This window comes from Streptomyces sp. NPDC107521 (genome assembly GCF_055598485.1).
Genome location: NZ_JBVKAT010000023.1, coordinates 25,970 through 45,696, shown reverse-complemented (window position 1 = coordinate 45,696; position 19,727 = coordinate 25,970). Strand labels below are relative to the sequence as shown.

Sequence of the window (19,727 nt, the reverse complement as noted above, 5' to 3'; positions counted from 1 at the left end):
CACGGGACGGGACGGCCGGGCGCCGCGGCCTTCCCGCCCGGAGGGCGGGGGCTCTCCGCCCTCCGGGCGGGACCGCCCCGGGCCGGTGACGGGGGCGCGCCGCCGGTTCAGGCCGTGCGGTCCAGCAGGACGACGGCCACGTCGTCGGCCAGTTCGCCGCCGTTGAGCGCCCGCACCTCGTTGACGGTCTCGCGCAGCAGTTCCTCGCCGCGCAGCCCCTCGGAGAGGCGGCGGCGCACCAGCTCCACCATGCCGTCCTCGCCCAGCCGCTCGCGGCCCTCGCCGGTGTACCCCTCGATCAGCCCGTCGGTGTAGAGCATCAGGCTCCACTCGGCGCCCAGCTCCACCTGCGTCCGCGGCCAGCGGGCGTTCGGCAGCAGACCGAGCGCCGGGCCGTTGCTGTCGTACGGCAGCAGCCGGGCGGGCCGCCCCGGTGCGGTGACCAGCGGGGCCGGGTGCCCGGCGAGGCACACCCCCGCGCGGCGGCCGTCCGGCGCGATGTCGACCGTGCACAGGGTCGCGAAGATCTCCTCGTCGGAGCGCTCGTGCTCCAGCACCTCCTGGAGCGTGCTCAGCAGCCGGTCGCCGCAGAGCCCCGCCAGGGTCAGTGCCCGCCAGGCGATGCGCAGTTCCACGCCGAGCGCCGCCTCGTCCGGGCCGTGCCCGCAGACGTCCCCGATCATGGCGTGCACGGTGCCGTCCGGAGTGCGGACCACGTCGTAGAAGTCGCCGCCGAGCAGGGCGCGGGAGCGGCCGGGGCGGTAGCGGGCGGCGAAGCGCAGCGAGGCGCCGTCCAGCAGGGGCGTCGGCAGCAGGCCGCGCTCCAGGCGGGCGTTCTCCTGCGCGTGCAGCCGCCCCTCGGCCAGGCGCCGCTCGGCCGAGTCGGAGCGCTTGCGCTCGACGGCGTAGCGGATCGCGCGGCTCAGCAGCCGGCCGTCCAGCTCGTCGCGGAGCAGGTAGTCCTGCGCGCCGACGGCCACGGCCTCCGCGCCGCGCTCGGCGTCGCCCGCGGAGGTGAGCGCCAGCACGGCGTGCCGGGGCGCCAGCGCCAGCACGTGCCGGAGCACGGCCAGCTCGTCGTCGCCGTCCGCGCGGCCGGGGGCGGGCAGGGCCAGGTCGAGCAGGATGCAGTGGACGTCGTCGGTCAGCAGCCGCTCGGCCTCGGTGAGGTTGCGGGCGGTGCGGACGCGGACCGGCCCGCCGGAGCGGTCCAGCAGGTCCGGCACGATCGGGAAGCCGCCGGGATCGTCCTCGATGAGCAGCAGCGTCAGCGGGGCGGGCACGGCGGGGGCGGCCTCCGCCGCGGCCTCGGGGCACGCGTCATCGCCGCCGTCGGCGTGGAGGCCGGTGCGGGTGCCGGTGCCGGTGAGGACGTGGGCGCGGGCGTCGTTCCCGGGCCGTCCGGTCGTCGTCTCGTGGTTCTCCATGGCGCTCTCGTCCGGCGCGCCGTCCGGCGGGGTGCGCGCCTGCCGGCGGCCACCGCCCGGGCAGACGGGCCGCGCCTGACCACTCTCCGCGGCCGGTGTCGCTCTCGGCCCCGGTACGGGTACGGGCATGCTGTTCGGTTCCTTCCCTCCCCCCGAGGGCACGGCGGGGCGAGGGACCTCGACCCACCGACGGGGACCATAGCGGGTGTCGGCGCCGGGGTGGAATGGTCCGCGGCACGCGGGGCGGGCTCCGGTGCCTGTCATATGCAGCGTTCTGGGGCGGAGTTGGACAGGTTCCGGGGCCTTTGCGAATGACGAACGTCACGCGGGTGCCGCACGGGACGTGGAACGGGTCACTCCGGTGGCGTGTGGGGAGGGTCACGCGGGGGCGCGGGGCGCGGGGCGCGTGAGGTTACGGGGGTACGGGGACGGAGGGGACGGGGGCGCGCGGTCCCACGTTCGCGGGGACACCGCCCCGGCAGGGGCACGCCGCCCCCCACTGCCGCCATTCCGTGGGGAACCCCGTCCGCAGGTGGCGCCGTCATCCCGGAGCGGCGTCCCGTCCCGTACGGGAACCCGCCCGCAGAGGGCACCGCCGGCCCGGAGGAGCACCGCCCCCATGGAGAACTCCGCCCGGTAAGGCCGCCGCGTCCAGTAGGGGCATCCCACCCCGTAAGGCACCCCCCGTAAGGCACCCTCGTAAGGGCACCGCCCGGCCGTATCCGTCCCGGAGGGGCTACGCGTCCGGGCGGACCACGCCGAGGATCGGCATCGAGCCCGCCCCCGCGATCGTCACCGTGCGCCCGGGGCGCGGGGAGTGCACCATCCTGCCGTCCCCGATGTACATCCCGATGTGGCTGGCGTCCTTGAAGTAGACGATCAGGTCGCCGGGCCGCATGTCCGCGACCTCGACCCGCTCCAGCCGCCTCCACTGCTCCTGCGAGGTGCGCGGGATCGCCCGCCCGGCGGCCAGCCAGGCCTGGGAGGTCAGCCCCGAGCAGTCGTACGACGCCGGGCCCGCCGCGCCCCACTGGTAGGGCTTGCCGATCTGCGCGGTGGCGTACTCCACCGCCTTCTCCCCGCGTTCGGTCGCGGTGCCGCCGGTCTCCTTGAGGGCGCCGGAGCCGAGCCAGGCGTTCTGGGCGCGCTCGGCGGCCAGCCGCTCCAGCCGGGCCAGGCGCACCTTCTCCTCCTTCTCCAGCCGCGACTCCAGCTCCTCGGCCGCCGCGATCCGCTTCTCGACCTTCTTGCGCGCGGTGGCCTTGGCCCTGCGGTTCGACTCCAGCCGGGTGAGGTGGACCGAGGCGTCCGCCTGGTACGTCTCCAGGTCCTCCTGGGCGCGGGTCAGGTCGCCGAGCAGGCCCTTGGCTGCGCGCTCGCCCTGGATGACGCGGCCGGTGCCGTCGAGGAAGTCGTCGGGGTCGCCGTTCAGGATCAGCTTGGCCTCGTCGGGCATCCCGCCGGTGCGGTACTGGGCGCGGGCGGCGGCCCCGGCGCGGTCCCGGAGCGCGGCCAGCCGCTCGCGGCCCGCGTCGATCCTGACGGTCAGCTCGTCGAGCTGGGCGGACTGCTCCCGCGCCTTCTCGTCGGCGGCGTTGTACTCCTCGGTGGCGACCGCCGCCGCGCGGTACAGCTTCTCCAACTGCTTGCGCACGGCTTCGAGATCCCTGTCCGGCGCGGCCGGGGGCGTCGCGGTGGCCGGCGGGGCGGCGGGAGGCGGGGCGGGGGCCGCGAGGGCCGTGCCGGGCACCGCCAGGGCGGTGGTCGCGCAGACGACGGCCAGGGCCGCCGTGACCAGGACACGCTTGCCCGTACCCATGCCGTCCCCCACCTGGTTAACCGTCAGTAACATGTGGTCGCCCGGGGATCGTGCCACGTCCGGGCGCAAAGCGACAGAGGCGGCCGCGTCACCGCCGCCGGGCGCGGACGCCTCTCCCCGGGACGTCCCCCCGCTGTGGGACGAACACCGCGCGGAGAACGTTCCCCCACCGGCGGGATCACCGGCGGGATCACCGGCGGGATCACCGGCGGGATCACCGGCGGGATCACCGGCGGGGCGCCAGGGCCTCCCAGCGCACCGTCACCTCGCCCTGCCGCCAGCGCGCCGGACCGTCCGTCACCGGCCAGTCGGCGGTCAGGTCCCGCACCGCGCGCAGCCAGCGCTGGCGGGCGCCGTAGGAGGCGTAGGGCGCGGCGGCGGCCCAGGCGCGGTCGAAGTCGCGCAGGAAGGCGTGCACCGGCTCGCCCGGGACATTGCGGTGGATGAGCGCCTTCGGCAGCCGTTCGGCCAGGTCGGAGGGGCGGTCGAGGGAGCCGAGCCGGGTGGCGAGGGTCACCGTGCGGGGGCCCTCGGGCCCGAGGGCGACCCAGACGTGGCGGCGTCCGATCTCGTCACAGGTGCCCTCGACCAGGAGCCCGCCCCGGCCGCCCTCCGCCGCCGGCGCGAGCCGCGCGCACAGCCGCTCCCAGACGGCGGCGACCTCCCCCTCGTCGTACTGCCGCAGCACGTTCGCGGCGCGGATCAGCAGCGGGCGCGGGGAGACGGGCACCTCGAAGCCGCCGTGCCGGAAGACGAGCCCCTCGCGCGCGTACGGCGCGGCGGCGGCCACCCGCGCGGGGTCGATCTCGATGCCCACCACACGGGTGCGCGGGGCGGCCCCGCGCAGCCGGTGCAGCAGTTCGACGGCGGTCCAGGGGGCCGCTCCGTAGCCGAGGTCGACGGCGACGGGTTCGGCGGCGCGGCGCAGCTCGGCGCCGTGGACGGCGGCGATCCAGCGGTCCATGCGGCGCAGCCGGTTCGGGTTCGTCGTCCCGCGCGTGACCGTGCCCACGGGGCGGGAGGCGGTGCGGGAGGACATGGGTACGAGGGTATGCGGCGCGGGGACCGGCGGGCACCGGCGGTGGGGGCGGAAGGGCGCGCCGGGACGGGGCACGGGGGCGGACCGGGGGAGGGCGCGGGGGCCGTGCGTGCCGGGGCGGGAGAGGGGGGACGGGGCCGGGGGAGCGGGGCCGGGGAGCGGGGCCGGGCGGGAGCGGCCCGTCCGGTCGTGCACCGCGTCCCGGCGTCCGGTCCCCTCGCCCCGGCCTCCACCTCGGCTCCGGCTCCGGCCTCGGCCTCGGCTCCGGCCTCGGCCCCGGCTTCATCCCCCGCCCCGCCCCCGGCTCCAGCCCCCGCCCCGGCCCCGGTCTCCGGCCGCAGCTCCCTGCTCCCGGTCGTGGCCCCGGTCCCGGTCGTGGGGCGACGTCCGGGGCCGCGCAGGCCCGGCCCCCGGTCGTGGAGCGAGGCGCCGAGGAGCCACGAGTTATCGAACGTAGGCTCGATCGTACGGTAATGGTTCGGCAAAGCCCCGGAAACCGGAATGGAGCGGCGCCGACGCGCGTTCGCACCCCGTGGAGGACGAGACGGGTCCTCCGCCCGGCACGGCATGCCCCGCAGCGAGGAGGAAACGGGTCGTGAGCCAGTACGTCGGCAGGCTCGGCCGTCGGTCACCAGTGGCATCCCCACGGCTCCGGCTGCACCGCAGACCCCGCCGCATCGCGATGCTCTCCGTGCACACCTCGCCGCTCCACCAGCCGGGCACCGGCGACGCCGGCGGCATGAACGTCTACATCGTCGAGCTGGCCCAGCGCCTCGCCGCGATCAACATCGAGGTGGAGATCTTCACCCGCGCCACCACCGGCGCCCTCCCGCTCACCGTCGAACTGGCCCCCGGCGTCCTCGTCCGGCACGTCGACGCGGGCCCGTACGAGGGGCTGGCCAAGGAGGAGCTGCCGGCCCAGCTCTGCGCCTTCACCCACGGGGTCATGCAGGCGTGGGCCGGGCACCGCCCCGGCCACTACGACCTCGTCCACTCCCACTACTGGCTCTCGGGGCACGTCGGCTGGCTCGCCGCCCAGCGCTGGGGCGTCCCCCTGGTGCACGCCATGCACACCATGGCCGCCGTGAAGAACGCCAGCCTGGCGGACGGCGACACCCCCGAGCCGGCCGCCCGCGTCATCGGCGAGACCCAGATCGTCGCCGCCTCCGACCGGCTGATCGCCAACACCGGCGAGGAGGCCGCCGAACTCGTCCGCCACTACGACGCCGACCCCGCCAAGGTCGCCGTCGTCCACCCAGGCGTCAACCTCGAACGGTTCCGCCCCGCCGACGGCCGGGCCGCCGCCCGCGCCCGGCTGGGGCTGCCGCAGGACGCGCTGATCCCGCTCTTCGCCGGACGGATACAGCCCCTCAAGGCCCCCGACGTCCTGTTGCGCGCCGTCGCCCATCTCCTGGGGGAGCGGCCGGAGCTGCGCTCCCGCATCGTCGTGCCCGTCGTCGGCGGCCCCAGCGGCAGCGGCCTCGCCAAGCCGGAGGGGCTGCAGAAGCTCGCCGCGCGCCTGGGCATCGCGGACGTCGTGCGGTTCCGCCCGCCGGTGGGGCAGGAGCAGCTCGCGGACTGGTTCCGGGCGGCGTCCCTGCTGGTCATGCCGTCGTACAGCGAATCGTTCGGCCTGGTGGCCATCGAGGCCCAGGCGGCGGGCACGCCGGTGCTGGCCGCCGCGGTCGGCGGGCTCCCGGTCGCCGTGCGGGACGGGGACACCGGCCGTCTCGTCGAGGGCCACGACCCGGCCGCCTACGCCCGGGTCCTCGCCGACTTCGCGGACGACCCGGACCTGACCCCCCGGATGGGCGACGCCGCCGCCCGGCACGCCCGGGGCTTCGGCTGGAGCGCCGCCGCCGCCGCGACCGCCGAGGTGTACACGGCCGCCGTGCAGGCGCACCGGCGTCGCGTACGCTCGGCCCATGGGTGAGGCTGAGGCGGAGCGGGCGGCGCGGACCGTAGCGGGTGCCCTGAGGGACGCCGGTCTGGAGTGGGAGGGCCCGGAGCCCGGCACCTTCGTCGTCGCGCTCCCCGGTACCCGCAAGCTGTCGACCGCGGTCTCCCTGCGGATCGGCCGCCACTCGCTCTCCCTGAACGCGTTCGTCATCCGCCACCCCGACGAGAACGAGGCCGCCGTCCACCGCTGGCTGCTGGAGCGCAACCTCCGGCTGTACGGCGTGGGATACGCCGTCGACCGGCTCGGCGACATCTACGTCACCGCGAAGCTGCCGCTGGCCGCCGTCACCGCCGAGGAGGTCGACCGCCTGCTCGGCCAGGTGCTGGAGGCGGCCGACGGCTCCTTCAACACCCTGCTGGAGATGGGCTTCGCGTCCGCCATCCGCAAGGAGTACGCGTGGCGGACCTCGCGCGGGGAGTCGACGCGGAACCTGGACGCCTTCCGGCACCTGGTCGAGCGTCCGGGGGAGTGACGGCGGCCCACCCGTAGGGGCGTATCCCGCCGGGGGATCCCGTAGGGGCCCGTCGGCGCGGACCGGCGCGCCGGCCCCGCTACGGGAGGCTCCCCTTACGGGTGCCACCGCTGGACGCCTCCGGGGGCACCGCTCCGGAGGCCCCGACCCCGGACCGCTCCCCGGCGGAACCCTCAGCGGAGGCCCGGGCGGCCCCGGTCCCACCGGCCGCCCCGCCGGCCCCGGCCCCACCGGCCTCCCCGGACACGGCTCCACCTGCCCCGGTACCGGCCCCGGTCCCACCGGACGCCGCCCCCGTCCCGGCCCCGGCGGGCACCGCCCCGCCCTCCTCGGGCAGCCCCCGCATCAGCAGCGCGTACCCGCCCGCCGCGATCGTGCCGATGACCGCGCACACCCCCCAGAGCCAGGCGGCGCCCCAGTGGTCGATGACGAAACCGGACATCAGCGGGGCGATGAGGGAGGCGACGGCCCAGGACATGGTGTACATCCCCTGGTAGCGCCCGCGCCCCTCGACCGGGGAGAGCCGTACGACGAGCCCGGTCTGCGTCGGGGCGTTGACGATCTCCGCCAGCGTCCACACGCACACCGTCAGCGCGAACACCCCGAGCGACCCGGCGAAGGCGGTGAGCCCGAACCCGTACCCGGCCAGCAGCGCCGAGACGACGAGCAGGTTGCGCGGGTCGCGGCGCTCGATGAACCGGGTGACGGGGATCTGGAGGACCACGATCAGCACGCCGTTGAAGCCGATGACCAGACCGTAGTCCGCGGGGCTGAACCCGGCCTCGCCCATGGCGATCGGCAGCCCCAGGTACCCCTGCTGGAAGATCACCGCGACCAGCAGCGACAGCCCGACGACCCCCATGTACCGCCCGTCCCGCAGCACCGTCAGCAGCGACACCGGGGCGCCCCCGGCGGCGCCGTCCCCGGCCGTCCGCTCCGGCCGGGACTCGGGCAGCTTGACGAAGACGACGACCGCGCAGGCCAGGGTCATCCCGGCCTCGATCAGGAACCCGGCGAGGTAGCTGTACTCGGCGATGAACCCGGCGGCCATGGAGGAGATCGCGAAACCGAGGTTGATGGCCCAGAAGTTGAGGGCGAAGGCCCGCACCCGGTCCTCGGGCCGCACGATGTCCGCCATCATCGCCTGTACCGCCGGACGGGACGCGTTGCTCGCCATGCCGACGAGGAAGGCGACGGCCGCGATGGCCACCGGGTCCCGCATGAAGCCCAGCAGCGCGACCGAGAAGGCGGTGGACACCTGGGCGACGAGCAGCGTGGGCCGCCGTCCGAACCGGTCCGTCATCACCCCGGCGCCCAGCGAGGACACCACGCCGCCGAGCCCGTGCAGCGCGGCGACCAGACCGGCGTAGGAGGCGGAGTAGCCCCGGTCGATGGTCAGGTACAGCGCCATGAAGGTGGCGACGAAGGCGCCGAGCCGGTTCACCAGGGTGCTGGTCCACAGCCACCAGAACGCGCCGGGGAGCCCGGCGACGGACTCGCGCGCGGCACGTCGGAGACCGGCGACGGACATGGAACCCCCGGGGAAGTGGCGGTAAGCGGCTGATGAGGTGAGCACACCTTACGAACGCGCCGTCGCGGGAGCCACCCGATTAGCACTTCCCGTCAACCGTCCGCCCAGCGGGCGCCCCGAGCACCCGGCGAGGGGGTTCGATTACGCTCGGCACCATGGCCGACGCACCGTACAAGCTGATCCTCCTCCGCCACGGCGAGAGCGAGTGGAACGAGAAGAACCTGTTCACCGGCTGGGTGGACGTCAACCTCACCGCCAAGGGCGAGAAGGAGGCGACGCGCGGCGGCGAGCTGCTCAAGGACGCCGGTCTGCTGCCCGACGTGGTCCACACCTCCCTCCAGAAGCGCGCGATCCGCACCGCCCAGCTCGCGCTGGAGTCCGCCGACCGCCTCTGGATCCCCGTCCACCGGTCCTGGCGCCTGAACGAGCGCCACTACGGCGCCCTCCAGGGCAAGGACAAGGCGCAGACCCTCGCGGAGTTCGGCGAGGAGCAGTTCATGCTCTGGCGCCGCTCCTACGACACCCCGCCGCCGGCGCTCGACCGCGACGCCGAGTACTCCCAGTTCGGCGACCCCCGCTACGCCGCCCTCCCGCCGGAGGTGCGCCCGCGGACGGAGTGCCTCAAGGACGTCGTCGTGCGCATGCTGCCGTACTGGTTCGACAGCATCGTCCCCGACCTGCTCACCGGCCGCACGGTCCTGGTCGCCGCCCACGGCAACAGCCTGCGCGCCCTGGTCAAGCACCTCGACGGCATCTCCGACGCCGACATCGCGGGCCTGAACATCCCGACGGGCATCCCGCTCTCCTACGAACTCGACGCCGAATTCAAGCCGGTCACCCCCGGCGGCACCTACCTCGACCCGGACGCGGCCGCCGCGGCCATCGAGGCCGTGAAGAACCAGGGCAAGAAGAAGTAGCCCACGCGATCACGCCCCCGACCCGCGCGTACGGCGCGGCTCGGGGGCGTTCTCGCGGCCGGGGACGGCTTCGGGCCCTCGGACCGGGGACACCGGTGTCCGGGCGCGCGGGCCGACGGGAGCAGGCGTCCGCGATACTCTCCCTGGTCATGCGAGCCCTCTTCCCAGGGTCCTTCGACCTGGTCACCGAGGGGCACCTGGACGTTCTCCGCCGCGCCGCGTCCCTGTTCGACGAGGTCGTCGTCTGCGTGATGGCGAACGCGGGCAAGACCGGGCGCTTCCCCGTCACCGAACGGCTGGACCGGCTGCGAGCGGTGACGACGGGTCTGGGCAACGTCTCGGTCGACTCCCACACCGACGGCCTGCTGGTCGACTACTGCCGCAGTGCCGGAATCGACGTGGTCGTCCGAGGCGTCCGCGACGGCGCCGACGTGGAACACGAAACGCGGCTGGCCCGCGTGAACCGTGAACCGGCCGGGATCGAGACGTTCTTCATCCCCGCCGACCCCGCCCTGGCCCACATCTCCTCGACCCTCCTCACCACGGTGCATGCGTTCCGTTCCTCCTGAAGCGGTGATCGGGTCGGTGCGGACCAGGAGGATGCGGTGCCCGGGCGGGTGACTGACACGGCGACGTCCGACGGTGGAGCGCGCGGGGTCGAAGGGCTCACCTACGCCGAGCCCGGCGCGGGAACCGTCGCGGCCACGTCCTGCCCCGAGTGACCGGGGCCCCGGCGGCACCCGCCCTCCCCGTGCCACGGGGCCGGGGAGGGCGGGTGCCGCCGGGCCCCCCGGGAGGCTATGCCGCGTTCAGCGCCACCGTCGGGTGCAGGCGGGACGCCCTGACCGCCGGGTAGAGGCCCGCGATCACGCCGATCACCAGGGTCGCCGCCACGCCGCCCGCCAGGGACTCCGGCGGGACCACCGCCGTCCAGCCCTGGAAGCGCGCGAAGCCGTACGTCGCCGCCGTGCCCAGCAGCGCGCCCGTCACCCCGCCCAGCGCGGACAGCAGCAGCGACTCGGTGAGGAACTGGAGCCGGACCGCGCCCCGGGTCGCGCCCAGCGCGCGCCGCAGCCCGATCTCCTGGCGGCGCTCCAGCACCGAGATGACCATGGTGTTGGCCACCCCCACCCCGCCGACCAGCAGGGCCACCGCGCCCAGTCCGAGCATCAGCTGGGTCAGCCCCTCGTCGGTGGCGGCCTTCGCGGCCAGCGCGTCCGAGGGGCGGGAGACCTTGATGCCCCCCTCCTGGCCCGGGTTGACGGTGCGGGCCAGGATCGCCCGCACGTCCTCGACGGAGGCGTCCGTGGAGCGCTCGAAGATGGTGCTCGGATGCCCGTCGAAGCCGAAGTACCGCTCGGCGGCGGGGAATCCGACCATGGCCACCCGGTCCAGGGTGGGGACCAGTTCGAGCGGCTTCAGGATGCCGACGACGGCCACGCGCGTGTCGTTCATCATGATCGTCTCGCCGGTGCGGGTGATGCCCAGGCGCTGGGCGGCGACCGAGCCGAGCACCGCCGTCGGCAGGCGCTCGGACGCCGGGTCCAGCCAGACGCCCCGGGACACCTCGCCGCCGAGGGCCGTGAGCAGGTCGCGGCGGACCGCCTGGGCGGTGACCCCCGCGGTGCGCTCCTCGGGGACCACGTCGCTGCGGCGGATGCGGGCGTCGATGTCGGCGGACGCGGTGGCCCGCTGCACCGGGCCGATCCGCTCGACCATCGCCACCGCGTTCTTCGGGAGCTTGATCGCCTCCCCGGTGGGATTCTTGCCCGCCTCCGCCGTGAGCAGATTGGTGCCGAGGCGGTCGAGCCGGGCCATCAGGTCGGCGCGGCTCGACTCGGACAGCCCCACCACCGCGACCATCGTCGCGATGCCGATGGCGATGCCGAGCGCCGAGAGCACCACCCGGGCCCGCCGCGCGCGCAGCCCCACGGCGCCGACGCGCAGCACGTCGCCGGGGGAGAGGCGGGAGGGCCTGAGACCGTTCCTCATGACTCCCCCTCCGGTGCGACGGGGACCGGGCCGGAGGCGAAGCCGCGGCCGGCTCCGGCCGCCGGGTGCGGGCCGGGCCGAGTGTGCCCGGCCCCGTCCCGGCCGCCGCCGGGGCCCGCGCCCCGTACGCCGGTACGCCCGCCGGGGCCCCCGCCGCCCGAGCCGCCCCCGGTACCGGAAGCACACCCTGGCCCGTTCCCGGCCCCTGGCCCGCCCCCTGCACCGGACGCGCCCCCGGGGCCGTCCCCGGGGCCGACCCCCGGCCCGGCCCCCGAGCCGCCCCCGCCCCCGACACCCGTGTCCGACACGATCTCCCCGTCCCTGAACCGCACCCGCCGCGGCAGCGCCTCCGCGATCTCCTGGTCATGGGTGATCACGCAGACCGTCGTGCCGCCCGCGTTCAGCTCGCGCAGCAGCTCCATGACGATCGTGCCGGACGCGGTGTCCAGCGCCCCGGTGGGCTCGTCCGCCAGCAGCAGCCGGGGCTGGCCCACCAGGGCACGGGCGATGGCCACCCGCTGCTTCTCGCCGCCGGACAGCTCGTTGGGCGTGTGCGAGGCCCGGTGGTCCAGCCGCACCCGGGCCAGCGCCTCCCGTGCCCGGGCGCGCCGTTCCCCGCGCGGCACGCCCGCGTACAGCAGTCCGTCGGCGACGTTGTCCACCGCGTCGCGGCCCGCCGCCAGGTGGAAGTGCTGGAACACGAAGCCGATGTGGCGGGCCCGCAGCGCCGAGAGCCGGGCGTCGGACAGCTCGGCCACGTCGTACCCGGCGATCCTGACCGTGCCGCTGGTGGGCTTGTCGAGGGTGCCCATGATGTTGAGCATCGTCGACTTGCCGGAGCCGGACGGGCCGACGACGGCGAGCAGTTCGCCCGCCGCCACCGCGAGGTCCACCCCGCGCAGGGCGTGGACGCCGCCGGGGTACGACTTGGTGGCGCCCCGCAACTCGACCACCAGCGGGGCCACGTGCCCCGCCGGTCCGTGCGACCGGAACGCCGGGGGCACCGGGGATGCCGTCATGACGCCGCCACCCCGACCTTCATCCCCTCGCGCAGCTCGGGGCCGCTGACCTCGATCCGCCCGTCGGCGGTCATGCCCGTCTCCACCCGCACCATCCGGGACGTGGTGCCTTGGACGATCTGGAGTCCGTAGCCGCCGTTCTCGCCCCGCAGGGCCACGACCGCCTCCACGGGCACCGCGAGGACGTTCCTGCGCGCCTCGCTGACGAAGCGCACGCTCGCGCTCGCCCGGGTGTCCTCGCCGGAGGCCGCCTTCGCCCCGCCGTCCAGGACGACTTCGACGGTGATCCCCTCCTGGGAGCCCTCCCCGGCGGCGCCCGGCTCGGGGCGCACCGTCCCGGTGACCTTGCCCGCGGCGGTCCGCCCGCTCGGCAGGGTGACCTCGACCTTGGTGCCGGAGGCGGCCAACGGGCCGTCCGTCTGATCCAGTTGGGCCCGGATGACGGGCCGGGGGGAGGCCACCGTCAGGACCGTCCCGCCGGGTGCGACGCGGTCGGCGAGCGGCGCGTCGGCGGAGACGACCTTGACGGGACCGGGCTGGAAGACGACGTCGCCGGCGCCGACCCGCCCGGTGGGCTCCCGGTTGAGGGACTTCTGCCACCGCTTGACGGCGGCCTCGGTGTCCCGGCCGTACCAGACGTCGACGTACAGCCCCGAGCCGTATCCCAGGTCCCGCAGGTTGCGCTCCAGTTGGAGCACGTCGCTGCCGCGGTCGCCGTTCCTCATCTCGCGGAACATGGGGACCGGGCCGTAGAGGAGGGTGACGGGCTTGTCGTTCAGCTCGTACAGGGCCTGCCCGGCGGCCACCGTCGAGCCCTCGGCTGCGGCCACCGTGACGGTGCCCTCGACGGCGGCCTTGACCGGGCGGCGGCGCGCGAAGTCCAGCCTGCCGTCGACCGTCTTGGACTGCACGAGGTCGGTGCGGACGACGGCCGCGGTGGCGGGCGGCAGATCGCCGCCGGCCGCCGGCGCGCCGGTGCCGCCGCCGGTGCCGAGGAGCAGGACGCCCCCGGCGGCCGCGGCGGCCGCCGTGCCGAGTGCGAGGAGTGCGGTGCGCCGTCTCACTGCATGCCTTCCACGCTCTCGATCAGCTTCGACCGGCAGGCCTCCTCGGCCCTCTCGTACGCCGGCGAGTTGACGTCGAGGACCGGGGAGGCCGGGTTGGGGTCGCCGCCCGGGATGGCCTGGCCGCCGCTCATGGTGGGGTTGGTGAAGCGCGAGACGCCGTTGTCCCGCATGCACTTGGCGTGCGCGAGCAGCGACTCGTACGCCTTCTGCTGGTCGACCTCGGGCTCGACGTCCATGGCGGCCCGCATCTCGGGGAAGCAGACGCCCTTCCTGCCGCCCTTCCACGCCTCGTCCTCGCCGGTCCGCTCGACGATCTTCTCGATCTCGGCCCAGTCCAGGTAGCCGCTCAGCTTGGGGTCGGGGTAGTCCTTGTAGCCGCCCTTGGCGCGCATGCACTGGACGTACTTCACCTGGGCGTCGTAGTAGGCGCTCTTGGCGGCGGGCCGGGGGCTGGTGGTGCCTTCGGCGCGGTCGGCGGCACCGGGGGCCGGGGCGTCCGGGACGTCGGCGACGGCGGTGTTCCGCCCGTCCTTCACACCGGAGCCGTCGCCGCCGCAGGCGACCGCGAGGGCGAGGAGGGGCAGGGTCACGAGGGCGGTGGCGCGCAGCCGGAGGGCGGCTCGGGGCCGCGTTGCGTAGCTCATGGGTCCCACCGTCGCCACCGCGCGTGATGGCCCCTCCATGGCCGCATGATGGGAACGTAACAATGCCCCGACCTGCGCCTTCCGCTGTCCCGAAGGGGTGGGGGAAGCGGCCCGGCCGCGCCCATAATCGTGCCCATGCCGCATGTGCTGCTCATCGAGGACGACGCGTCGGTACGGGACGGGATGGAGCTGGTGCTGCGCCGGCACGGGTACGGGGTGGACACCGCCGCCACCGGTGAGCAGGCCCTCGACCTGCTCGACGGCCCGGACGGCCGGAGGGTCGAACTGGCCGTGCTGGACCTGATGCTGCCCGGCATGGACGGCTTCGAGGTGTGCCGCCGCATCCGGGAACGGACGGCCGTCCTGCCGGTCATCATGCTGACCGCGCGCGGCGACGACCACGACATCGTGACGGGACTGGAGGCGGGCGCCGACGACTACGTGGTCAAGCCGGTCACCGCGCCCGTGCTGGAGGCCCGGATCCGGGCCGCGCTGCGCCGGGTGGAGCCGTCGGCGGGGCGGGAGCAGGAGGGCGACCTCGCCGGGCTGGTCATCGACCGCGCCGGGCTGACCGTCACCCGCCGGGGCGTCCCCGTCCCGCTGCCGCCGGTCGAGATGCGGCTGCTGCTGGAGCTGTCGGCCGCGCCCGGCCGGGTCCTCAGCCGCGAGCAGCTCCTCGAATCGGTGTGGGACCACAGCTTCCTGGGCGACTCCCGGCTGGTGGACGCGGCGGTCGCGCGGCTGCGGTCCAAGCTGGAGGACGTGCCGGCCAAGCCCCGGTTCGTGCAGACCGTGCGGGGTTTCGGCTACCGCTTCGGGCCCCTGTGAGACGGGCGGGCGGCCGTGCGGGCGGCGCCGCGGCGGGGCGGGGCCGCGGTGCCGGGCGCGGTGCCGGGCGCGGTTCCCACTCCGGCCGCGGCGCCGGAACCGGGCACCGGCGCCGGCGGCGGTTCACCGGCGGGCTGCGGGTGCGGCTCGTCCTCACCTTCGTCGTCGTCGCCCTCCTCAGCGCGGCGACCGCGACCGCCCTCGCCTACCGGGACGCCCGCACCGCCGTCCTCCAGCGCACCCAGAACGCTGCGGTGAAGGACTTCCGGGCCCAGGTCGGCACGGTCGCCGCCGACTTCGACCTGCCGCCCGACCAGGAGTCGCTGTCCCGGTTCGCGGCGAAGGTCTCGGAGCGCGTCGGCGGACGGACCGTGGTCGCCCGCTACCGGTCCCTGTCCGCCACCTCCGACACCTTCGCCGAGTCGACGGCCTGGATCACCACCGGACTGCGCGCCTCCGTCACGGCCGGCGACGCCACCGTCTTCCAGCGGGTGCGGTGGCGGGGGGAGCCGTACCTCGTCGTCGGCACCCCCGTCCGCTATGTCGACGGGGACCGCCGCGCCTCCGGCCTGGAGGTCTACACGCTGACCGATCTGCGGGCGGAGAGCGCGGACACCGCCGCCCTGATCGGCTCCGTCCGGGACGGCATCGTGCCGGTGGTCCTGCTCGCCGCCGTCCTCGCGCTGCTGGCGGCGGGGACGGTGCTGCGGCCGGTGCGCACCCTGGGCCGGGCCACCCGCGAACTCGCCTCCGGTGACCTCGGCATCCGGGTCGAGGTCACCGGCAACGACGAACTCGCCGACCTGGCACGGACGTTCAACGAGACCGCCGACGCCCTCCAGGCGTCCGACGCCGGGCTGCGCGAGCAGGAGGCGAAGGCGCGCCGCTTCGTCGCGGACGTCTCCCACGAACTGCGCACCCCCCTCGCGGCGATGACCATGGTGGCGACGGTCCTGGAGGAGGACGCCGACCGGCTGCCGCCGGACGCGGCACGGGCCGCCCGCACCGTCGGCGCGGAGACGGCGCGGCTCGCCCGGCTGGTGGAGGACCTGATGGAGATCTCCCGCTTCGACGCCGGGGCGGTCCGGCTGAACGCGGCCGGCACCGACCTCGCCGCCACCGTGCGGGCCTCGCTGGCGCTGCGCGGCTGGACGGACCGGGTGCGCGCGGACCTCCCGGAGGGACTGCGGGCGGTGGTGGACCGGCGCCGGATCGACGTGATCGTGGCGAATCTGGTGGGCAACGCGCTGCGGCACGGCGCCCCGCCGGTCACCGTGACCCTGCGCACCTCCCGGACCGGGGAGGAGGAGTGGGTGCTGCTGTCCGTCGCCGACCACGGCCCGGGGCTGCCCCCCGAGGTGCGGGAGCGGGTCTTCGACCGGTTCTACAAGGCCGACGCGGCCCGTACCCGCGGTGCGGCGGACGACAGCGGGCAGGGCAGCGGCCTGGGGACGGCGATAGCGCTGGAGAACGCCCGGCTGCACGGCGGCACGATCGAGGTGACGGGCGGAGGCGGTGCGGCGGACGGCGGGACGGACGCGGAAGCGGACGGCGGGACCGGGACGGCCGGTGCCGTCGGGGCGTCCGGCGGAGGCCGGGGGACGCCGCCCGGCGCGGTGTTCACGCTGCGGCTGCCCCTGCGACGCCCGGGAAAGGACACGGAGTGCGGATGATCCGGCGGGGGGTCCTGGCCGCCGTGCTGGGCATCGCCCTGATGGGGTGCGGGGTCCAGCCGACCGGCGTGATCGGCGCGGGCGAGCCCGCGTCCGGCCTGACGCGCGGGATGCGGCTGTACTACGTCTCGTCGAGCGGGCTGCGCGCGGTGCCGCTGGTCGACCGGGAGATCGGCAAGGACATCGGCTGGGTGCTGAAGCTGCTCCTCGAACCCCCCGAAGGGCTCGTCAACCTGCTCCAGCTGGGCGGCTACACCGTCTCCGCCCGGGGCGCCCGGGTCACCGTCGAGATCGACGGCACCTACGGGGGGACGGGGCTCGACCTGGGCACGGGCCAGATGGTGTGCACGCTGGCGAGCGCCCGTTCGGTGGTCGCCCCGGAGGTAGGCAGCGACGAGGTGGAGGTGACCCTGTCGCCGTCCGTCGGCCCCGAGCAGGGGCCCTACCGGTGCGCGGACTACTTCGTGCGGTGAGGCGCGGCTCCGTCCGGGTACCTGGCGGGTGGTGTGCGGCGCGTGGTGTGCGTCCAGCGGGTGCCGGGTGCCGGGTGCCGGGTGCCGGGTGCCGGGTGCCGGGCGCGGTCCGGCGGGGCGGGCGCGCGCCCCGGGCCGCCTACGAACCGCCCGCCGTCGGGGCGCTCGTCGCCGGACCGTCCGCCGGCGGGGTATCCGTCGCCGAACCGTCCGGGGCGGAGCCGTCCGCCGGGGCGACGCGGGCGAGCGCGCCCGTCTCCAGGGCCGTCCACACGGCGCCGTCCGGTCCGACCGCGATGCCGTGCGGCTCGGAGCCCGGGGTGGGCAGGCCGTACGCGACCGGGGTGCCGCCGGGGGCGAGCGCGCCGACCCGGTTGCCCGCCCATTCGGTGAACCACACCGTGCCGTCCCCGGCCACGGTGACCGCGTGCGGCCGGGCCGCCGGGTCGGCCAGCGGGTACTCGGTGAGGTGCCCGCCGGGCGTGATCCGGCCGATCCGCCCGGCGGCGATCTCGGTGAACCACAGGGCCCCGTCGGGCGCCGCCGCGATCCCCACCGGGGCCGCGTCCGCGGTGGGCAGCGGATACAGGGCGACCGCGCCGTCCATGCCGATCCGTCCCACCGCGTTCGCCCGGTCGAGGGTGAACCACATCCCGCCGTCGCCCCCGGCGGCGATCCCGGACGGGAAGGCCCCGCTCACCGGCAGCGGGAACTCGGTGAACCGCCCGTCCACCGTGACGCGCCCGACGCGGTCGGCGGCCGTACCGGTGAACCACAGCGCCCCGTCCGGACCCGCCGCGATGCCGAACGGGCCGCAGCCGGGGGTGGGCACCGGGTACTCGGTGACGTGCCCGTCGCAGGTGATCCGGCCGATCCGGTCCGCGCGGTACTCGGTGAACCAGAGCGCGCCGTCCGGGCCGGCGGTGATGACGCTCGGCCCGCACCCCGGGTCGAGGGCGTACACCGTCGGCCCGCCGCCGGGGACGAGCCGGCCGATCCCGCCGCCGTGGACGAGGGTGAACCACAGGGTGCCGTCCGGCCCGGTGGTCAGGGAGTAGGGCCCGGCCGTGCCGTCGGCCACCCGGTACTCCTCGACGGACACCTGCCGCACCCGGGCTCCTCCGCGTTCGCGATCGGGGCGCCACGGGGTCCCGGCCGGGGGCCGGTTCCCTGACGCGCTCACTCAAGTCCCTCCGGCCCGAGGACACTTGGCCAACCAAGCGCCGGGCGGCGGTGGTTCACCGGCCCGCCGCCGAAGAGGCCGCCGACGGAGGCGGTTAGGGTGGCCCGGGACGAGGGGAGGCGCGGCGGATGGAAGCCGAGTACTACAGCGCCGTCAGCGAGGACGGCGACCGGATCGAGGATCCCTCCGAGGACGCGCTGTTCATGATGATCGGCGATCTCGACGGCGCCGACAACACCTTTCTCGCCGTCCGGCCCGCCGGGGGCGCCTCCGGCTGGTCGGTCTCCGTGACCCTGCTGTGCGGCGGCCGCTTCGAGGTCGTCCGCAGTGACACCGCCCGCGGTGAGCAGGAGATGACCGTCTCGGCGAGCCCGAACGACATCGCCCGTGAGCTGACCCTCTGGCTGGCCGCACGCGACACCGGCGCCCGCTGACCTCCCGGCCCGGGGGCCCGTACGACGGCGGCCGTGAGCCGGGGCGCGCGATCCGTTTCGAGCGCCGGGTCGCGTCGTACCGCGCCGGGCGCGCGCCACTGCGATCTCCCGCCCCGCAGGGGCAGCCCTCCGGCCGCCGGGGTCGGCGCGCCCCCGGCGGCACGCCCGGCCCGTCAGCCCGCGGTCGGCGCGCGATGGCGGCGGTGTCCGCGCAGCGCCCGTGCCGTGGCGCCCAGGAGGCACGCCTGGAGCAGCGCCGTGACCACGATCCCGCCGAAGAAGTACCAGCCCGGCGCGTCCCCGCCCCAGAACGCGTCACCGCACCAGACCACGAGACCGAAGGCCGGAAAGATGAACAGCGCGGGCCGGACCCAGGCCGGCGACGCGTCCTGCGAGGCAGGGAGCAGTGCGGCGACGGCCATGGCACCGCCCACCAGCGCGAGGTAGACCGCCGGGACCGGATGGGCCAGGTTGCGCCGGGCAAAGGCGCGCAGGGTACGGCTCCGGCCGCCCGTGTCGGTGTTCGTCGGATCTCCCCCGGGTGTCGTCGTCCTGCGCCCAGGGTGCGCCGGGGGAGGCGCCCGCGTCGTGAGTGCCCGTACTCGGCCGGGCGGACCCGCCACCCGGGGAGGACCGGACGGCTCCCGTGCGCCGCAGGGGCGCCCGCCCGCCCCGCCCGCCCCGCACGCCCTCACGGGCGGCCGGGCGAACGGGTCGCCCGGCCGCCGTGACGGAACGTGAGCCGCTCAGCGGTGTGCCGGTGCCGGTGCCGGTGTCTGTGCCTGCGGCCGTGCCGGTGCAGGTGCCTGCGGCCGGGCCCGTGCCGTCAGCCGCACTGGCACGGGCTGCCCGACTGGCAGCCGCACCCGCACCCCGATCCGCAGCCGCAGGCGGCGATCAGGGGCAGGCTGCGGAGGTCGGCGGGCTGCTCGGACGGGCGCTGCTGGGCGGGGTCGGGCGTGGTGGCGGGGGAATCGGACATGGGTCCTCCTCGGGGCGGTTGCCTGCGCCCATTGGACGACGGGGACCGCGGTCGCATCAACGGCGCACTGGGGCGTCCGCCCCGCGCCCCCGCCCGTCCTCCGGCGCCGCCGGCCCTGCCCCACCCGGCTCCCGGAACCCCTGGCGCCCCCGACCCACGGGAGCCATCCTCCCTGCGGTCCCTGCGGTCCCTGCGGTCCCTGCGGTCCCTGCGGTCCCTGCGGTCCCTGCGGTCCCTGCGGTCCCTGCGGTCCCTGCGGTCCCTGCG

The 19,727-nt window shown here is 75.9% G+C and carries 18 protein-coding genes and 1 pseudogene; 8 read left to right on the top strand and 11 right to left on the bottom strand.

Annotated features, from left to right (window positions below):
* Nucleotides 1–107: 107 nt before the first annotated feature.
* The 3 genes from ACZ7LB_RS27180 to ACZ7LB_RS27170 form a co-directional block, all read right to left on the bottom strand.
* Entirely contained in the window at nt 108–1,556 is a 1,449-nt protein-coding gene (locus tag ACZ7LB_RS27180; RefSeq protein ID WP_471471849.1) for a PP2C family protein-serine/threonine phosphatase, read from the bottom strand.
* A 607-nt stretch (nt 1,557–2,163) separates the two neighbouring features.
* A complete protein-coding gene (locus ACZ7LB_RS27175; protein WP_471471912.1) occupies nt 2,164–3,246 on the bottom strand; it encodes a C40 family peptidase in 1,083 nt (360 codons plus the stop codon).
* A gap of 226 nt (nt 3,247–3,472) precedes the next feature.
* A complete protein-coding gene (locus tag ACZ7LB_RS27170) occupies nt 3,473–4,285 on the bottom strand; it encodes a class I SAM-dependent methyltransferase (RefSeq protein WP_471471848.1) in 813 nt (270 codons plus the stop codon).
* 595 nt (nt 4,286–4,880) lie between these two features.
* On the opposite strand from ACZ7LB_RS27170, the gene mshA reads away from it, so the two are divergent.
* Both mshA and ACZ7LB_RS27160 read left to right on the top strand, forming a co-directional pair.
* Complete coding sequence (gene mshA, locus ACZ7LB_RS27165) at nt 4,881–6,218, top strand: D-inositol-3-phosphate glycosyltransferase (RefSeq protein WP_471471847.1); 1,338 nt, start codon at nt 4,881–4,883, stop codon at nt 6,216–6,218.
* Complete coding sequence (locus ACZ7LB_RS27160; RefSeq protein ID WP_471471846.1) at nt 6,211–6,717, top strand: type III secretion system chaperone family protein; 507 nt, start codon at nt 6,211–6,213, stop codon at nt 6,715–6,717. The genes mshA and ACZ7LB_RS27160 overlap by 8 nt, the downstream gene beginning before the upstream one ends.
* A gap of 79 nt (nt 6,718–6,796) precedes the next feature.
* On the opposite strand, the gene ACZ7LB_RS27155 is transcribed toward ACZ7LB_RS27160, so the two are convergent.
* Nucleotides 6,797–8,248 (bottom strand): MDR family MFS transporter, encoded by a 1,452-nt coding sequence (locus tag ACZ7LB_RS27155; RefSeq protein WP_471471845.1) that lies wholly within the window; start codon nt 8,246–8,248, stop codon nt 6,797–6,799.
* Between the two features lie 155 nt (nt 8,249–8,403).
* On the opposite strand from ACZ7LB_RS27155, the gene ACZ7LB_RS27150 reads away from it, so the two are divergent.
* Both ACZ7LB_RS27150 and coaD read left to right on the top strand, forming a co-directional pair.
* Nucleotides 8,404–9,165 carry a phosphoglyceromutase gene (locus tag ACZ7LB_RS27150; RefSeq protein ID WP_471471844.1) on the top strand — a complete coding sequence of 254 codons (762 nt, stop codon included), beginning with the start codon at nt 8,404–8,406 and terminating at the stop codon, nt 9,163–9,165.
* Between the two features lie 149 nt (nt 9,166–9,314).
* Complete coding sequence (gene coaD / locus ACZ7LB_RS27145) at nt 9,315–9,734, top strand: pantetheine-phosphate adenylyltransferase (RefSeq protein WP_471471843.1); 420 nt, start codon at nt 9,315–9,317, stop codon at nt 9,732–9,734.
* Between the two features lie 229 nt (nt 9,735–9,963).
* Here coaD and ACZ7LB_RS27140 read toward each other — a convergent pair whose 3' ends face one another.
* The 4 genes and pseudogenes from ACZ7LB_RS27140 to ACZ7LB_RS27125 form a co-directional block, all read right to left on the bottom strand.
* Nucleotides 9,964–11,157: an ABC transporter permease gene (locus ACZ7LB_RS27140; RefSeq protein ID WP_471471842.1), complete on the bottom strand. Its 1,194-nt coding sequence runs from the start codon at nt 11,155–11,157 to the stop codon at nt 9,964–9,966.
* A gap of 299 nt (nt 11,158–11,456) precedes the next feature.
* A pseudogene (locus ACZ7LB_RS27135) lies at nt 11,457–12,176 on the bottom strand (ABC transporter ATP-binding protein); the annotation flags it as partial.
* Nucleotides 12,173–13,240 carry a peptidoglycan-binding protein gene (locus ACZ7LB_RS27130; protein WP_471471841.1) on the bottom strand — a complete coding sequence of 356 codons (1,068 nt, stop codon included), beginning with the start codon at nt 13,238–13,240 and terminating at the stop codon, nt 12,173–12,175. The pseudogene ACZ7LB_RS27135 and the gene ACZ7LB_RS27130, both read right to left, overlap by 4 nt.
* On the bottom strand, nt 13,237–13,887 hold the full coding sequence (locus tag ACZ7LB_RS27125; RefSeq protein ID WP_471471840.1) for a hypothetical protein: 651 nt from the start codon (nt 13,885–13,887) through the stop codon (nt 13,237–13,239). Before ACZ7LB_RS27125 ends, ACZ7LB_RS27130 begins: the two co-directional genes overlap by 4 nt.
* Before the next feature lie 135 nt (nt 13,888–14,022).
* On the opposite strand from ACZ7LB_RS27125, the gene ACZ7LB_RS27120 reads away from it, so the two are divergent.
* The 3 genes from ACZ7LB_RS27120 (at nt 14,023) to ACZ7LB_RS27110 (ending at nt 16,861) form a co-directional block, all read left to right on the top strand.
* Nucleotides 14,023–14,715 carry a response regulator gene (locus tag ACZ7LB_RS27120; RefSeq protein WP_471471839.1) on the top strand — a complete coding sequence of 231 codons (693 nt, stop codon included), beginning with the start codon at nt 14,023–14,025 and terminating at the stop codon, nt 14,713–14,715.
* A gap of 134 nt (nt 14,716–14,849) precedes the next feature.
* Nucleotides 14,850–16,388, top strand: a complete 1,539-nt coding sequence (locus ACZ7LB_RS27115; protein WP_471471911.1) for an ATP-binding protein — start codon at nt 14,850–14,852, stop codon at nt 16,386–16,388.
* Nucleotides 16,385–16,861, top strand: a complete 477-nt coding sequence (locus ACZ7LB_RS27110; protein WP_471471838.1) for a GerMN domain-containing protein — start codon at nt 16,385–16,387, stop codon at nt 16,859–16,861. The genes ACZ7LB_RS27115 and ACZ7LB_RS27110 overlap by 4 nt, the downstream gene beginning before the upstream one ends.
* 139 nt (nt 16,862–17,000) lie before the next feature.
* On the opposite strand, the gene ACZ7LB_RS27105 is transcribed toward ACZ7LB_RS27110, so the two are convergent.
* Complete coding sequence (locus tag ACZ7LB_RS27105) at nt 17,001–17,963, bottom strand: Vgb family protein (protein WP_471471910.1); 963 nt, start codon at nt 17,961–17,963, stop codon at nt 17,001–17,003.
* A 209-nt stretch (nt 17,964–18,172) separates the two neighbouring features.
* Between ACZ7LB_RS27105 and ACZ7LB_RS27100 the strand changes: the two genes are divergently transcribed.
* Nucleotides 18,173–18,478, top strand: a complete 306-nt coding sequence (locus ACZ7LB_RS27100) for a hypothetical protein (protein WP_471471837.1) — start codon at nt 18,173–18,175, stop codon at nt 18,476–18,478.
* 173 nt (nt 18,479–18,651) lie between these two features.
* On the opposite strand, the gene ACZ7LB_RS27095 is transcribed toward ACZ7LB_RS27100, so the two are convergent.
* Entirely contained in the window at nt 18,652–19,101 is a 450-nt protein-coding gene (locus tag ACZ7LB_RS27095; RefSeq protein WP_471471836.1) for an SCO4225 family membrane protein, read from the bottom strand.
* A 203-nt stretch (nt 19,102–19,304) separates the two neighbouring features.
* Entirely contained in the window at nt 19,305–19,460 is a 156-nt protein-coding gene (locus tag ACZ7LB_RS27090) for a hypothetical protein (protein ID WP_202551420.1), read from the bottom strand.
* Nucleotides 19,461–19,727 lie beyond the last annotated feature (267 nt).